Genomic DNA, 15,360 nt, shown 5'->3' on the forward strand with positions numbered 1-15,360 from the left:
CGGCGCCGCGCTCACCGGAATGTGGGCGCGGCGACGGACACAGGGAAAGGCCAACCAGCTCCAATACAGGGCCAGTTGGCCCATCCGGTCGTACTCAGGCCAGCGCCGACCTGAGCACGTCGAAGGCCGTCGCCGGATCGGCCAGGGCGTGGTAGATGCCGGGTATCTCGCGCTCGTCGAGGCCGAGCAGGCCGTAGACCGCGTGCATGGCGCCGCGCACGGAGTACTCGACGGTGAAGACCACGTCCTCGGGGATCTCCGTGAACTGGCCCAGGAAGGCGAAGTTGGCGGAGCCGTCCGGGATCACCAGAGGCCGGTCGTGCACGGTGCGCGGGGCGAACTGGCTGGTGATGTACGGCATCATCACCGGGATCACGGTCGTGGTCGCCGCGACCTGTTCCTCGATGTCCGGCATCCCGAGGTGGCCGAGGAGTTCGGTGAGGATCTCCCGGCCCGTGGCCTCGGCCATCGGCTTGCCGACGAAGTCGCCGTCGCGGTCGGTGAACAGGCCGTAGCCCCACAGGGTGGAGACGTTCTCGGGCTGGCCGTCGAAGTGCGGGGCGTGCGGTACGACCACGGACATCAGCCAGTTGGAGTCCTTGAACGTCATCAGGGCGCCCGTGCCGGGGAGGTTGCCGGACAGTTCCTCGATGCGGTGCAGGAGGAGCGGGTCGCGCATGGTGAGGGTGAAGGACTCCCACTTGGCCTCGTCCACGTTGCCGTTGAAGGCGGTGGGCCGGCCGAAGTCGTCGGCCTTGGCGGCGATGGTCTCCCAGAGCCGCCAGCCACCGTCCCGCTTGTCGCGGACCAGTTCCGGCGCGCTGTCGTCGGTGCCGTAGGCGGCGTCTGCAGTCATCGATCCCAGGGTGAGGAACGCATAGTCGTCGGCGGTGAGTTCGTACGTGTCCGGTCGCCCGTCGCGTTCCACGTGCAGGCGGCGAGCGCGTCGTACGCCCTCTTCGTCGGTGGTGAAGTCGACGTCGGTGACCCGCACGCCGTACTCGAAGACCACACCGCGGGCCTCAAGCCAGGTACGCAGCGGGCGGATGATCGAGTCGTACTGGTTGAGGCGGGTGCGGCGCACGCCGACGAGGGTGTGCATGCGCGGGAACTCCTGCATGAAGCGCAGGAGATACCGCTTGAGCTCGATCGCGCTGTGCCAGTTCTGGAAGGCGAAGGTGGTGCGCCACATGGCCCAGAAGTTGGTGGCGAAGAAGTGCGGCGAGAAGAAGTCCTCGATCCGGCGGGCGCCGATGACCGCTTCCGGCAGCACCAGCAGGCGGGTGAGCTCCAGGCGGTCGCGGGTGTCGAGGCCGTAGTCCGCGGCGTCGAGGATCGTGGTGCCCGGGCCGATCAGGCGGGCCTTGGCGTCGGTGGGCCACTTGGCGTTGAACTCGGTGATCTCCTCGCGTACCGAGACTGTCTCGTCGGTGAGGGTGGGGATCGTCTCCAGGAGGTTCCACAGGCAGGTGTAGGCCTCCTCCTCCAGCATCCGGCCGCCCCGGGTGACGTACCCGGCGGGCTCGCCGCTGCCGTCCATCGAGCCGCCGGCGACGGGGAGTTCCTCCAGGACGTGGATGTGCTCGCCGGGGAATTCGGCGTCGCGGACGAGGAAGGCGGCGACCGCGAGGGAGGCGATGCCGCCGCCGACGAGGTAGGCGTGGGATGAGTGGTGCGGAGCGTCTGCCATGACGTCCCTCCGTTCTGCCGCCCGGGGTTCCATGGGCGGCCGACAGTGTTCAGGATCCGGCGCGCCGGACTCCGGTCGGAGTCCTGGAGTGCGGGGCGCGCCGTGGCGCCGGGCTGCTCGGGGTGAGCGTGGCGGCCGTGGCAGTCAGTCAACTCTTGGGGCGATGGCACGGGCATGGGCTGGAGGTCCCTCTCCGCCTGTCGATGGGCCCTGGCCGGACAGCCGGGCGGTGCGGTAGCGTCAGCCGTGACCAGCCCGCTCGGGGGTGCGTCGGCAGTCGGTGGGCGCGTGTCTTCGTCCGGGTAGGTGGCCACGTCGAGCCGCTCGTGCAGTGGCTGTCCAGTGAATGATCTTTGGTCCGAGGATCTTCCAGGTCTTCACGCGGGCAACAACGTGCTCGCCGCAGGCGCGAACCTGTTTGTGTGCCTTCTTCAAGCCGGGCAGATCTTCACCCTTGCGCCGGTCGGGCATGACGGGCTCGGTGCCGGGACAGCCGCCGTCGGCAGCACTCGGTCATTCCTGCGGTGGGCCCCATGGCCGACCCTTTCGCACCGCGTCCGCCTCCTCGCGCAGCAGCACGCTCACCAGCTTGCCGAACAGGCGAGCGCTCAGCCCGGTGAACGGGGCTGTCATGGACGGCTCGGACGCCGTGATCCCACCGGCCACCCTGGACCGTCTCAGTTGCAGGCGGACGGATGCGTACGGCCACCACCCCTTCCGGGCGGTGGCCGTAGGCTTTTCTGCTACAGGGTGTCCGGACTGTGAGAGCCGCCTTCACAGGAGGTGTTGGCGCCGGGGTGAACCAACCCTGGGGTCGTTCTGACGACCGTGCCTGCGCAGCGCTGCGATTCGTCGGGTTCTGCGGTCAGACCGGGTACACGTAGCCCTCGACCCGGACCAGGCTGTAGCCGGCGGCGAACGCCGAGTTGATCCCCGTCTGGGTAGCGGTGACGAAGTTGTCCCCCAGGGCACCGTTCCAGAACTGGTAGAGCGGCACGGTACCGCTTACCTGAGACGTGTAGACGTAGCCCTCGACCCCGGCGAGGGTGTAGCCGGCGGCGAACGCCGAGTCGATGCCCGCGTCCGTCGCTGTGCTGAAGTTGTCCTCTCGGCTGCCGCTCCAGAATAGATACAGCGGAACCGTGCCCGGATCCTGGGTTTGCAGGAGCCAGCCCTCCTGGCGGACAAGCGAGTAGTTCGCGTCCAAGGCGCTCTGCACTTCGGCGGTGGTGCCAGTGGTGAAGTTGTCGCCCCGCGCTGGGTTCCACCAGAGGTACAAGGTGGTGCGGGCGGCTGCGGCGACGACGGCGGGTTTGGCAGGGGCGGCCTGGGCTGCTCCTGCCCCTGCCAGGCCCAAGCCGGCCACGATTGTCGTCATGCCGGCCAGTAACATACCGACCCATCTGCGTCTGTTCATGTCGTCTCCTCCCGACGAAAACCGATGATCTTTGCCGTGCTCACTCACGTCCCCGCGAGTGTTTTCACGCGTGCGTTGATCTTTCTCGTTCCCATGCGGCCAGCCCCCGATGAGGAGAACTGGGTGATCTGGCGACAACGTTGCCGCCGTGAGACACGGTGCCCGCGCCGCCTCGCCAGGGGATGAGTAACCGTTACTCAACTACCCCGATGGATTGGGCGAGTTCGTGGCGGGTGGTGACGCCGAGTTTGGCGTAGGTGTGCTGGAGGTGGTTGTCGACGGTGCGCACCGACAGGGCCAGGAACTGGGCAATGTCCTTGCTGGTGTTGCCGGCGGCGGCGAGCAGGGCGATCTCGTGTTCGCGGGCGGTGAGCGCGGCCGTGGTCTGAGCCGTGGTCAGCAATGGTGTGCGGGCGCCCTCGCAGTGGGCCCGGGCGGCGTCGGCCCGCCGGTCGGCTGCTGCGGCGCGGCGGGACCTTTTCGCCCTGCGCCAGGCGGTCGCGGCGGCGGTGGCCGCCTCGGCGGCGAGCAGGTCCGCGCCGATGGCCTGACAGGCGTCGGCGGCCCGGAGGAGCAGTTCGGGGTCGTCGGCGGCCAGCGCTGCCGCCAACTGGGTTCGGGCCGGGGCGAGTTGTCCGTCGCAGGTCAGGGTAAGCGTGGTCAGCCGGCCGGTGACCTCCTTGGCTCCGCCGAGCCGGGCCACGTCGGTCAGCAGCAGGGCCTCGCTGGTGGCGTGACAGGAGTCACGGGCGATGGCGGCGGCCGTGGTGAGCACTGACCGGGCCCGCGCCAACTGTCCGTGGGCGGCCAACAGCCAAGCCTCGCCCAGGAGTTCCTCCCCGGCGGACAACAGGCCGGGTTCCACCGGCGGCAGGGCGCGGTGCTCGGCCAACGCCGTCTCGGCCGCGTCCAGGTCGCCCAGGACGGCCGCGCAGGCGGCGAGGCCCGAGAGGACCAGGCGTAGGGCCATGGCGTGGTCGATGGAGCGGGAGACGGTGGCGGCCTCGGCCCACCAGCGGCGGGCGGTGACGGGGTGGCCGGCCAGCCAGTGCGCGCGGCCGAGGAGGACGGCCAGCCAGATCCGCACGGGGGAGCCGGCGGCGGTGAGTTCGGCGTAGGCGTGCTCGCCCTCGCGGCAGGCCTCGGCCGCCGGGAGACCGGCTTCGGTGAGCGCGAGGACGAGCGGGACGCGTTGGAAGGCCGGATGGGAGGCGAGGGCGCGTTTCTGGACCAGCCGGTGCGCGTCGTGGGCGCGCCGGGCCCAGGTGGTGGCCTCGGCGGTACGGCCCAGGAGGGCGAGCGCGGCGGGTTTCATCCAGGCACCGCGCAGCCAGGCGTTGAGGTCGGGGGCGTCGCCGACGTCGGTCTCCAGATCGTCCAGCAGGGCCAGACCTTCGACCGGCTGGCCGCCGACGATCCGCAGGAAACCCTCGTTGATCGTGAGCTTGCGGCGATCGGCCGGGCTGCTGAGATGGTCGCGGGTGGCGTCGTTGACGGCGAGGGCCTCGGCGACGGGGGCGTTGCTCCACAGCAGGTTCGTCGTGCGGACCAGGGCGACGGCGAGCTTGTCCTGTTCCTCGACGGCGAGGGCGTCGGCCCGGGCGAGCGTGGCCTCCGCCCGGTCCCATTGGCCCAGCTCGAAGAGGGCCTCGCCGAGCCGCAGGTCGGTGGCGGGGGTCCGGTGCTTCTCCGGCAGGGCTTCCAGGAGGGCGACGGTCTGGGGTAAGTCGTGGGCGTGGCGGGCCAGCACGGCGGCCTGGGCGAGGAGGGCCGGGTCGGCGGTGCCGGTCGCGGCCAGCCTCCAGCTGGCGATGAGCAGCAGGTCGCCGCGACGCCGGGCGCCGCGTGCCTGCACCCGCGCGGCCTGGTCCAGGAGCAGGGCGCGGCGGCGCAGGACCGGCATCCAGGCGCGCAGCACCTCGCCGTACAGGGGGTGGGCGAGCGAGACGGTGGTACGTCTCCGGTCCTGGTCGACGCGGATCAGCCCCGCCTGCTCCAGGGCCGCCGTCACCTGCGGCGGGGCGAGGGCTTCGGCGTCCGCCAAGGGTAACGGCTCACACAGTGCCAGCAGTTCGAGCACGGGGCGCCCCCTGGTGCCCGCGGCGGCCAGCCGTGCACCGATCGTCTCGGTGAGCCGCGCGGTGCCGGGTAACCGGTCGTCGACCAGGTCCCAGATCTCCCCGTCCTCGGTCAGGTTTCCGGCGGCCATTGCACCGAGGACGAGTTCACGCAGGTAGAGCACGTTGCCACCGCTGGCGGCCGACAGCTTGTGCAGGGTTCTTCGGGCGACCGGTCTCCCGAGTGCGACCTGCAACAGCGCTTCCACCTGCTCCGGGCTCAGAGCGGTCAGGTCGACCCGGTACACCGCGTCCCCGCCACGCAGGGCCGCGACGGCCTCCCCGTACGGCTCACCGGTGCGCACGGTGCCGATCAGCAGCAGTGCGCCGGTGTCCATCAACTGCCGCAGCAGTACGGCGGATGCGGCGTCCAGCAGATGCATGTCGTCGACGAACAGCACCCACTGCCGTCCGGGTCCGGACGCCAACTCCCGTGCGACGGCGGCGAATCCCGCGACGGGGTCGGTCAAGTCGACCCCGGAGGGCAGGAGATGGGCGATCGCCCCCAACGGCACGGCACCCGCAGCGACGTTCGCGGTGGCCCGCCCTACGCGGAACCCGGCAGCCGCGGCCCGTTCCAGACACTCCTCCGCCAGCCGCGACTTGCCCACCCCGGCGACCCCACCCACCACGAACCCGCGACATTCCCGGTCCGCCAGCGCGGCGCCGAAGTACTCCAACTCCGACTCACGGCCCGTCAACGGCCAACGTCCGGCCCAATCCCGCACCCCGGCTCCCCCTCCCCGGCAGGGCTGGACACGTAGGCCCACCCGATCAGTACACCTGGGGCAGTACCCACGCTCCTGTCATATGCCGCTCGGCACCATCTCATCAGTTCACGACACCTCCATCGGCCGGAGTTCAAGGCATTGTCGAGGGCGACGGCGAGTGGCCCGCAACATCAGGTTGCGGGGAGAACGGCAGGTCGAGGTCGCGGTTCCGCCGGTCGGCACGATCAAGGAACCTCGGATCGTGCGGGCTACGGCCGAACCCGGCGTGGCCGAAGTGCTGACCGCCGTGGAACGTGCGTCCGACCGTTCCATCACCACGATGATCGACCGCTCCGCTCCGCGTCGTACTGAACCGACTGCCGACGGGATCGCCGTGGGCGCCGACCTCTTGCTCGCAACGTCCCGGGCCGCTCGATGGGCCGTTCGGGACGCGACGCCCTGGGACCAATGGCCCAGGCGGGGGACGTCCGGCCACTGACTACCAGCACTGCCCCCGAGAAAGATCGTGCACAGATCGATTCGACCGCACCAGACCTGCACAAGGAGCACCACCATGCCCAGGACCCCAAGAAGCAGTGAAGGGGCGGTTCCCAAAGCGGCGCTCGGCCTCTCCGGCGCGACCGCGCTCGTGGTCGGCACCATCATCGGAACCGGAGTGTTCGCGCTCCCCTCGGCCCTCGCACCGTACGGGCCGATCTCGCTCGTGGCGTTCGGGATCGTCACGCTGGGCGCACTCGCGCTGGCGGTGACCTTCGGGGCGCTGTCGAAGCGCGTCCCGGCGAGCGGCGGACCTTACGTCTACGCCCGCGAGGCCTTCGGCGAGTTCGCCGGATTCCTCAACGCCTGGTCGTACTGGATCACCGCCTGGGCGGGCAACGCCGCGATCGTGGTGGCCTGGGTCGGCTATGTCGAGGTGTTCGTCAACACCGGCCACAAGACGGCGATTTCGATCCTCATCGCGCTGATCGGGCTCTGGATACCCGCCGCGATCAACCTCACCGGCGTACGGAACATGGGCGCCTTCCAAGTGTTCACCACCGTGCTGAAGTTCCTCCCGCTGCTCTTCATGGCCACCGTCGGCCTGCTGTTCGTCGACCCGCACAACTTCGGCTCGTTCAACGCGAGCGGCCAGTCGGCCATGGGCGCGATCTCGGCCGCCGCGCCCATTGCGCTGTTCAGTTACATCGGCCTGGAGGCGGCCTCGGTGGTCGCCGGCCGGGTCCGCGAGCCGGGCCGCAACGTGCCGCGTGCCACGATCTACGGCACCCTCGCCTGTGCCGTCATCTACATCTTGGGCACCCTCGCGGTCTTCGGCACCGTCTCCCACGGCCGACTCGGCGCCTCCACGGCCCCGTTCACCGATGCCGCCAACAACATCCTCGGCGGCACCTGGGCCGGCGACACGGTCGCCGTGGCCGCCATCGTCTCCGGCATCGGCGCCCTCAACGGCTGGACCATGCTCTGCGCCGAGATGCCGTACGCCGCCGCCCGCGACGGACTCTTCCCCGGCGCCTTCGCCAAGCTGCGCGGCGAGAGTGGCGTCCCCGTCTTCGGCATCATCGCCTCGACCGTGCTGGCCTCGCTGATCACCGTGTTCAGCTACACGCGCTTCGACGACGTGTTCACCAAGATCGTGCTGCTGAGCGTGCTCACGGCCGTGATCCCGTACCTGTTCTCCGCCTCCGCCCAGCTGTACTGGCTGGTGGTCCGCGGACGCGAGAGCATCACCGGCCGACGGCTGGCCCGCGACGTCACCGTCTCGGCCCTGGCGATGGCCTTCTCGTACTGGGCGATCCAGGGAAGCGGCTACCAGACCGTCTACTACGGCCTGTTCGTCCTGCTCCTCGGCCTGCCGGTGTACATCTGGCTGAAGCGCGGCCAAGGGGTCTACGGCGAGGAGCCGACCCGGAAGCCGGTCTCCGAGGGCCGGGCCCCCGAGACCGTCACACCGCCGGTCAAGCGGATCTCCCGGGGACTGCCCACCACCCGTACCGGCGGCCTCCGGGGGAATCTCCTCCGTCACCGCGACTGACCGCACCCTGCGCATCAGCCCCGCACCCGTACGACCACAGGAGCAGCCCCGCCATGAACACCAGCACCTTCCACGTCGACTCCGAGGTCGGCCGCCTCCGCCAGGTGATCCTGCACCGCCCAGGCCTCGAACTCTCCCGCCTCACCCCGCGCAACGTCGACGCCCTCCTCTTCGACGACATCCTGTGGGCTAAGCGAGCCCGCGAGGAGCACGACGCCTTCGCCCAGGTCCTGCGCGACCACGGGGCCCGCGTGCACTACTTCGCCGACCTGCTGGCCCAGACCCTCGACGCGCCCGAAGCCCGCGACTGGCTGCTGGAACGGGTCTTCACCCCGGCCACCGTCGGCCCCGCACTCATCGACCCCCTGCGGGAGCTGTGCGTCGACCTCGACGGGGAGACCCTCGCCGGCCATCTCATCGGCGGAATTCTCAAAAGCGACCTGCCGCTCGCCACCCCGCACAGCCTGGTCTGGAACGCGCTGGACGCCGAGGACTTCGCGCTGACCCCGCTGCCCAACCACCTCTTCCCGCGCGACAACTCCTGCTGGATGTACGACCGTCTGTCGGTCAACCCGATGGCCAGGACCGCCCGGCGCCGCGAAAGCCTGCACGCCGAGGCCATCTACCGCTTCCACCCGATGTTCGCCGGCACCGTCACCACACCACTCCTGGACGGCGAGGTCGGCACCCTGGAGGGCGGCGACGTCCACGTCCTGGGCAACGGCGCCGTCATGGTCGGCATGGGGGAGCGCACCACCGCCCAGGCCGTGGAGAACCTGGCCGCCCGGCTCTTCGCCACCGGCACGGCGAACCGTCTGATCGCCGTCCAACTCCCCGCCGCCCGCGCCTACATGCACCTCGACACCGTGCTCACCATGGTCGACCGCGACGCCTTCACCGTCTACCCGGGCCTCGCGGACTCCCTGCGCTCGTGGACGCTACGCCCCAGCGACACCCGCGACACCGGCTTCGACGTCACCCCGAACTCCGACCTTGCCGGCGCCCTGGCCGAGGCCCTGGACCTGGACAAGGTCCGGATGCTGTCCGCACCGCAGGACATCCGCGGCGCCGAGCGCGAGCAGTGGGACGACGGCAGCAACTTCCTCGCCCTCGCTCCCGGTGTGGTCGTCGGCTACGAGCGCAACGTCACCACCAACACCTACCTCCGCAAGCAGGGCATCGAGATCGTCACCATCGCCGGCGCCGAACTCGGCCGCGGCCGGGGCGGACCGCGCTGCATGAGCTGCCCCATCGAACGCGACCCGGCCGCCTGACGGCCCGACCCCGCAAAGGGACCGTCCGACCGCCTGACCCAGCAAGGGGACCACCACCATGACCATCGACCTGCGAGGCCGCTCCTACCTGAGCGAACTCGACTTCACCGCCCCCGAGATCCACCACCTCCTCGACCTCGCCGCCCACCTCAAGACCGCCAAGCACAACGGCACCGAACATCCCCGGCTGACCGGCCGCAACCTCGCGCTGATCTTCGAGAAGACCTCCACCCGCACCCGCTGCGCCTTCGAGGTCGCCGCCTCCGACCAGGGCGCCCGCACCACCTACCTCGGCCCCGGCGACACCCACATCGGCGCCAAGGAGTCCATCGCCGACACCGCCCGCGTGCTGGGCCGCATGTTCGACGCCATCGAGTACCGGGGTTCCGACCAGGCCCTGGTCACCGAACTCGCCGCCCACTCCGGTGTCCCCGTCTACAACGGCCTGACCGACACCGCGCATCCCACCCAGAGCCTGTGCGACATCCTGACCATGCACGAGCACAGCCCCAAGCCCCTGCCCGACATCGCCTACTGCTACCTCGGCGACGCCCGCAACAACATGGGAAATTCCCTGCTGTCGATGGGCGCCCTGCTCGGGATGGACGTACGCATCGCCGCACCCAAGGCGCTGTGGCCGGCGGCCGAACTGGTCACCGTCTGCCGGGAGTTGGGCGAGAGCAGTGGAGCCCGGATCACTCTCACCGAGGACGTCGACACCGCCGTACAGGGGGTCGACTTCCTGCACACCGATGTGTGGGTCTCCATGGGCGAGCCCGCCGACTCCTGGAGGAAGCGGATCGAGCTGCTCCTCCCGTACCAGGTGAACGAGAAGACGCTGGCCGCCACCGGAAACCCGGACGTCAAGGTCATGCACTGCCTGCCGGCCCTGCATGACCGCCGCACCCACCTCGGCCAGGACCTGTTCGACACCTACGGACTGGACGGCCTGGAGGTCACCGACGACGTGTTCTCGTCCCCCGCATCGATCGTCTTCGACCAGGCGGAGAACCGCCTGCACACCATCAAGGCCGTACTCGTCGCCACCCTGGAGGACTGAACCATGCGCATCGTCATCGCCCTCGGCGGCAACGCCCTGCTGCACCGCGGCGAACGCCCCGACGCGGCGGTCCAGGAGGCCAACATCGACCGCGTGACCACCGCGATCGCCGCTCTCGCCCACGACCACGAGATCGTCATCACCCACGGCAACGGCCCCCAGATCGGCCTGCTCGCCGTGGAGAGCGCCGCCGACCCCACCCTCAGCGCCCCCTACCCGCTCGACCTGCTCGGCGCCCAGACCCAGGGCATGATCGGTTCCCTGCTGGCGCGCACCCTGCACGACGCGCTGCCCGGCCGTCGTATCGCCGCGCTCGTCACCCACACCATCGTCCGGGCCGACGACCCGGCCTTCGAGCACCCCACCAAGTTCGTCGGCCAGGTGTACCCGTACGACGTGGCGTCCGCGCTCGCCCGCAAACGCGGCTGGCACATCGCCGCCGACACGACCGGCTGGCGGCGTGTCGTCCCTTCCCCGGCACCCGAACGGATCCTGGAGACCGACACCATCCACGACCTGCTGGGCAGCGGCACGCTCGTCATCTGCGCGGGTGGCGGAGGCATCCCCGTCACCGCGGACTCCGACACCGGCGCCCTCACCGGGGCGGAAGCCGTGGTCGACAAGGACCTCACGGCAGCGCTGCTCGCCGAGGACCTGAAGGCCGACTTCCTGCTCATCCTCACCGACGTGCCCTGCGTCTACTCCGGCTACGGCACCCCCGACCAGCGGCCCGTCCTCGGCGCCACCCCCGAGCAGCTGCGCGGCGGCGGCTTCCCGGACGGCTCCATGGGACCCAAGGCCGAGGCCGCCGCCCGGTTCGTCGAGCACACCGGGGGACTGGCCGCGATAGGAGCCCTGGACGCGGCCTACGAGATCGTCCACGGCCGGTCGGGCACCCTCGTCCGCCCCGACCTGCCCGTCGTGTGAGCGGGTCGCGGCGGGGGAGGGCCGTTCGGCCCCAGCAGGGGGTCGGACGGCCAGGACCAGGGCCCTGACCGGCCCTCCCACCAGCGGGGCAGGCCGCACGAGTATCGGTAGTGAGGCATTCCAGTGCGAAGCAAGGGAGAAAACCGGCGATGACCATCACAGCGACAGCCGGAACACGCGCGACCGAGGCATGGCGCGGCTTCGCCGGCACATCCTGGCGCGAGCGCGTCGACGTGCGCGACTTCATCCAGGCCAACTACACGCCGTACGAAGGCGACGCAGGCTTCCTGACCGGCGCGACCGACCGTACACGCGCCGTCTGGGAGAAGGTCAGTTCCCTGTTCCCGGAGGAGCGCAGCCGGGGCATCCTCGACGTCGACACCCGGACCCCCTCCACCATCACCTCGCACGCGCCCGGATACATCGACCGCGAACGGGAGTTGATCGTCGGCCTGCAGACCGACGCCCCGCTGAAGCGCGCGATCATGCCCAACGGCGGCCTGCGCATGGTCGAGAACAGCCTGAAGGCCTACGGCTACGAGGCCGACCCCTTCGTCACGAGCGTCTTCGGCACCTACCGCAAGACCCACAACGACGGTGTCTTCGACGCCTACACCCCCGAAATGCGCGCCGCCCGCAAGGCCGGCATCATCACCGGACTGCCCGACGCCTACGGCCGCGGCCGGATCATCGGCGACTACCGCCGCGTCGCGCTCTACGGCACGGACCGGCTGATCGAGGCCAAGCGCGTCGAGCGGGCCAAGCTCGACGCCTGCGCGTCCGTCGCCGACATCATCCGGGACCGTGAGGAACTCGCCGAGCAGATACGGGCGTTGGGCGAACTGACGCGCATGGCGGCGACATACGGCTGCGACGTCTCCCGCCCCGCTGCCACCGCCCACGAGGCCGTCCAGTGGCTCTACCTCGGCTACCTCGCCGCCGTGAAGGAGCAGAACGGCGCCGCGATGTCGCTCGGCCGCACCTCCACCTTCCTGGACGTCTACCTCCAACGGGACCTGGCGGAAGGGCTCCTGGACGAGACCCGCGCCCAGGAACTGATCGACGACTTCGTGATCAAGCTGCGGATCGTACGGTTCCTGCGCACCCCCGAGTACGACGCCCTGTTCTCCGGCGACCCGACCTGGGTGACCGAGTCCATCGGCGGCATCGGCACCGACGGCCGCCCCCTGGTCACCCGCACCTCCTTCCGCTTCCTCCAGACCCTCTACAACCTCGGCCCGGCGCCCGAACCCAACCTGACCGTCCTGTGGTCGCCCCGACTCCCCTTCGCCTTCAAGGAGTTCTGCGCGCAGGTCTCGATCGATACCAGCGCCGTCCAGTACGAGTCCGACGACCTGATGCGCCCGCGCTCCGGCGACGACACCGCGATCGCCTGCTGCGTCTCCGCGATGCAGGTCGGCCGGCAGATGCAGTTCTTCGGCGCCCGGGTCAACCTCGCGAAGGCGCTGCTCTACGCCGTCAACGGCGGCCGGGACGAGATGACCGGCGACCAGGTCGCGCCCCCGACGCCTCCGCTGACCGGCGAGTACCTCGACTACGACGAGCTGTCGGCGGCGTACGACCACGTCCTGGACTGGCTGGCCCGGACCTACGTCAACGCGCTCAACGTCATCCACTACATGCACGACAAGTACGCCTACGAGCGCATCGAGATGGCGCTGCACGACTACCCGGTGCACCGCTTCATGGCCTGTGGCATCGCCGGCCTGTCCGTCGCCGCCGACAGCCTGTCCGCCGTCAAGTACGCACGCGTGAAGGTGTTCCGGGACGCCACCGGACTCGCCGTCGACTTCCGAACCGAGGGCGACTTCCCGGCCTACGGCAACAACGACGACCGCGCCGACGGCATCGCCGTAGGACTGGTGGAGTCCTTCATGGCGAAGGTGCGCCAGTACCCCACCTACCGGGACGCCGAGCACACCCAGTCGGTCCTCACCATCACCTCGAACGTCGTCTACGGCAAGCACACCGGCAACACCCCGGACGGCCGCCGTACCGGACAGCCCTTCGCCCCCGGCGCCAACCCGATGAACGGCCGAGACCGGCACGGAGTCGCCGCCTCCGCCCTCTCGGTGGCCAAACTGCCGTACGAACAGGCCCGTGACGGGATCTCGTTGACGACGACGATCACGCCCGAGGGACTGGGGCACGCGCCCGACGAGCGCGCCGGGCACCTGGTGGGCATCCTGGACGCCTACATGTCGGCGGGCGGCTTCCACATGAACGTCAACGTGCTGGACCGGGCAACGCTGGAGGACGCGATGGAACACCCGGAGAACTACCCGGACTTGACCATCCGGGTGTCCGGCTATGCCGTCAACTTCGTCCGCCTGACCCGCGAGCAGCAGCTCGACGTGATCAGCCGCACCTTCCACGGATCGCTGTGAGTGCCATGCTGACCGCGACCACCGGCCGGATCCACTCCTGGGACCTGTCCACCGGCGTGGACGGCCCCGGGACCCGGTTCGTCCTCTTCGTCTCCGGCTGCCCGCTGCGCTGCCTGTACTGCGCCAACCCCGACACCTGGCACATGCGGGACGGACGGGAGGCGACGGTCGACGAGGTGATGCAGGAGATCGAGAAGTATCGCGCCTTCATCACCACGGCCGGCGGCGGAGTGACGGTCACGGGCGGCGAGCCGCTGCTGCAGTCGGGCTTCACCGGTGAAATCCTGCATCGCTGCAAGGAAGTCGGACTGCACACCGCCCTCGACACCTCCGGCTTCCTCGGCGCCCGTGCCACCGACGACCTCCTCGCCGACACCGACCTGGTGCTCCTCGACATCAAGTCCTTCCACGCGCCCACGTATCGCCAGCTCACCGGAGGCGAACTGGCGCCCACCCTGGACTTCGCCACCCGCCTGAACCGACTGGGCAAGCGTGTGTGGATCCGGTACGTGCTGGTCCCCGGCTGGACCGATTCAGCGCAGGACGTCTACGGCCTCGCCCGCTTCCTCGCCGGCCTCGGCAACGTCGACCGGGTCGACGTGCTGCCCTTCCACAAACTCGGAGCCTCGAAGTACGAAGCCCTTCACGTGCCCTTCCGCCTGCTGACAACGCCGACTCCGGGTCCCGACCTGGTCGGACGGGTCCGAAACCAGTTCCGCGAGCTGGGTCTGGAGGCGTACTGATCGGCTCGGGGCGTCTCGGCTGCGTGAAGCACTGGGGTGGCAGAATTCTGGAACCGCCGAGCTTTCCCAATCGCTAGAGGGCAGATCCGGACAGCCCTGGAAAGCGATGTTTGAGGTAGCTGGGATCGCGGGTGAGCAGAGCGGCGCCACGCCATCCCCACGCGCGCATGTCGCCGTAGAGGTACTGCGGGGAGGTCCCCATGACACAGGCGGCCAGATGCTGGATGAAGGCCCGGCGGAAGGCATTGTTGCCCTGGAGGTATTCCGGGATCGTGCCGCACAGGGCGACGTAGGGGAGGTCGAGCGCGTCGAGGATCGCCGCTATGCCGACGGCGAAGAGCTGACCGTAGAGCACCATCAGTCGTTCGAGGAAGTGATGGAGCAGCGGATCGTCGACGACCACGGTGAGTGCGCGGTCGCCAAGGGCGCGCAGTACATGGAGGAGAATCATGCCCGCGATTTTCTCGGGGTCACCGCTGAGCCTGCCCACGACGTCCTCATGCCGGCCATCAGCGCGATAGGCAGCCATCACCGCGGTGAGGGTGTCACGGTCCAGAACGCCGGCGAGATGGCCGAGCCCGCCGATGCCGATCAGTGACTCGAAGTGGTAGCCGTGCTTCCCGCAGGAGCAACGGCGGGGCTGCAGGGTCAGGCCGCCCAGTTCGAGTATGTCGCCCATGTTGAGTTCGACGTGCCCCACTTCACCCGCGCGGAATGTGGCGCCGTAGGAAATGCGCCGGTCGAAGACGAGCCCGGATCCCACGCCGGTGCCGGCGAAGGTGTCTGGCAGGCCAATTGGTGTCGCATGCCCCCCACGGTTTACGACCGTGCGGGGAATGCCTTGCCCCGCCACCGGCGCGTTCGGAAGTACGAGACCGGGTTCGGGACATGAGGTGCTCGCGGTACAGCAAGTCGACTCGCGCCCAGTGCTTGAGGAACGCCGCGGAATGGCCATGTTTTG

At 69.7% G+C, this 15,360-nt stretch carries 10 protein-coding genes and 1 pseudogene; 6 read left to right on the top strand and 5 right to left on the bottom strand.

From position 1 onward, the window contains the following. Window positions 1–94: 94 nt before the first annotated feature. The 4 genes and pseudogenes from ACIQBL_RS45175 to ACIQBL_RS45190 all read right to left on the bottom strand — a co-directional run bounded on the left by ACIQBL_RS45175 (window position 95) and on the right by ACIQBL_RS45190 (window position 5,925). Window positions 95–1,690 (bottom strand): oleate hydratase, encoded by a 1,596-nt coding sequence (locus tag ACIQBL_RS45175; protein ID WP_401954106.1) that lies wholly within the window; start codon window positions 1,688–1,690, stop codon window positions 95–97. Between the two features lie 531 nt (window positions 1,691–2,221). Beyond that, a pseudogene (locus ACIQBL_RS45180) lies at window positions 2,222–2,356 on the bottom strand (IS5/IS1182 family transposase); the annotation flags it as partial. 199 nt (window positions 2,357–2,555) lie between these two features. Then, complete coding sequence (locus ACIQBL_RS45185; RefSeq protein WP_401954108.1) at window positions 2,556–3,068, bottom strand: hypothetical protein; 513 nt, start codon at window positions 3,066–3,068, stop codon at window positions 2,556–2,558. A gap of 232 nt (window positions 3,069–3,300) precedes the next feature. After that, window positions 3,301–5,925, bottom strand: coding sequence for a LuxR C-terminal-related transcriptional regulator (locus ACIQBL_RS45190; RefSeq protein ID WP_401954110.1), 2,625 nt, complete (start codon window positions 5,923–5,925; stop codon window positions 3,301–3,303). Between the two features lie 658 nt (window positions 5,926–6,583). Between ACIQBL_RS45190 and ACIQBL_RS45195 the strand changes: the two genes are divergently transcribed. From ACIQBL_RS45195 to pflA, 6 genes are all read left to right on the top strand, one after another. Continuing rightward, the gene (locus ACIQBL_RS45195; protein ID WP_401954204.1) at window positions 6,584–7,987 is read left to right on the top strand and encodes an APC family permease; all 1,404 of its coding nucleotides are present in this window, start codon (window positions 6,584–6,586) and stop codon (window positions 7,985–7,987) included. Between the two features lie 53 nt (window positions 7,988–8,040). Then, entirely contained in the window at window positions 8,041–9,261 is a 1,221-nt protein-coding gene (locus ACIQBL_RS45200; protein ID WP_401954112.1) for an arginine deiminase, read from the top strand. A gap of 58 nt (window positions 9,262–9,319) precedes the next feature. Beyond that, complete coding sequence (argF, locus tag ACIQBL_RS45205; RefSeq protein WP_401954115.1) at window positions 9,320–10,321, top strand: ornithine carbamoyltransferase; 1,002 nt, start codon at window positions 9,320–9,322, stop codon at window positions 10,319–10,321. A gap of 3 nt (window positions 10,322–10,324) precedes the next feature. Next, a complete protein-coding gene (locus ACIQBL_RS45210) occupies window positions 10,325–11,248 on the top strand; it encodes a carbamate kinase (protein ID WP_401954117.1) in 924 nt (307 codons plus the stop codon). A gap of 149 nt (window positions 11,249–11,397) precedes the next feature. Further along, entirely contained in the window at window positions 11,398–13,656 is a 2,259-nt protein-coding gene (gene pflB, locus ACIQBL_RS45215) for a formate C-acetyltransferase (RefSeq protein ID WP_401954120.1), read from the top strand. Window positions 13,657–13,661: 5 nt separating this feature from the next. Next, complete coding sequence (pflA, locus tag ACIQBL_RS45220; RefSeq protein WP_401954122.1) at window positions 13,662–14,399, top strand: pyruvate formate-lyase-activating protein; 738 nt, start codon at window positions 13,662–13,664, stop codon at window positions 14,397–14,399. Between the two features lie 73 nt (window positions 14,400–14,472). Here pflA and ACIQBL_RS45225 read toward each other — a convergent pair whose 3' ends face one another. Further along, window positions 14,473–15,252, bottom strand: coding sequence for an ROK family protein (locus ACIQBL_RS45225; protein WP_401954125.1), 780 nt, complete (start codon window positions 15,250–15,252; stop codon window positions 14,473–14,475). Between the last annotated feature and the right edge of the window lie 108 nt (window positions 15,253–15,360).

This window comes from Streptomyces sp. NPDC088350 (genome assembly GCF_044753545.1).
Classification (GTDB): domain Bacteria; phylum Actinomycetota; class Actinomycetes; order Streptomycetales; family Streptomycetaceae; genus Streptomyces.

What these genes read in the sequence shown, in the direction of transcription:
- argF (WP_401954115.1), top strand. Translation starts at nt 9,320, where the DNA reads ATGACCATCGACCTGCGAGGCCGCTCCTACCTGAGCGAACTCGACTTC.
- ACIQBL_RS45200 (WP_401954112.1), top strand. Translation starts at nt 8,041, where the DNA reads ATGAACACCAGCACCTTCCACGTCGACTCCGAGGTCGGCCGCCTCCGC.
- pflB (WP_401954120.1), top strand. Translation starts at nt 11,398, where the DNA reads ATGACCATCACAGCGACAGCCGGAACACGCGCGACCGAGGCATGGCGC.
- ACIQBL_RS45175 (WP_401954106.1), bottom strand. Translation starts at nt 1,690, where the DNA reads ATGGCAGACGCTCCGCACCACTCATCCCACGCCTACCTCGTCGGCGGC.
- ACIQBL_RS45210 (WP_401954117.1), top strand. Translation starts at nt 10,325, where the DNA reads ATGCGCATCGTCATCGCCCTCGGCGGCAACGCCCTGCTGCACCGCGGC.
- ACIQBL_RS45185 (WP_401954108.1), bottom strand. Translation starts at nt 3,068, where the DNA reads ATGACGACAATCGTGGCCGGCTTGGGCCTGGCAGGGGCAGGAGCAGCC.
- pflA (WP_401954122.1), top strand. Translation starts at nt 13,662, where the DNA reads ATGCTGACCGCGACCACCGGCCGGATCCACTCCTGGGACCTGTCCACC.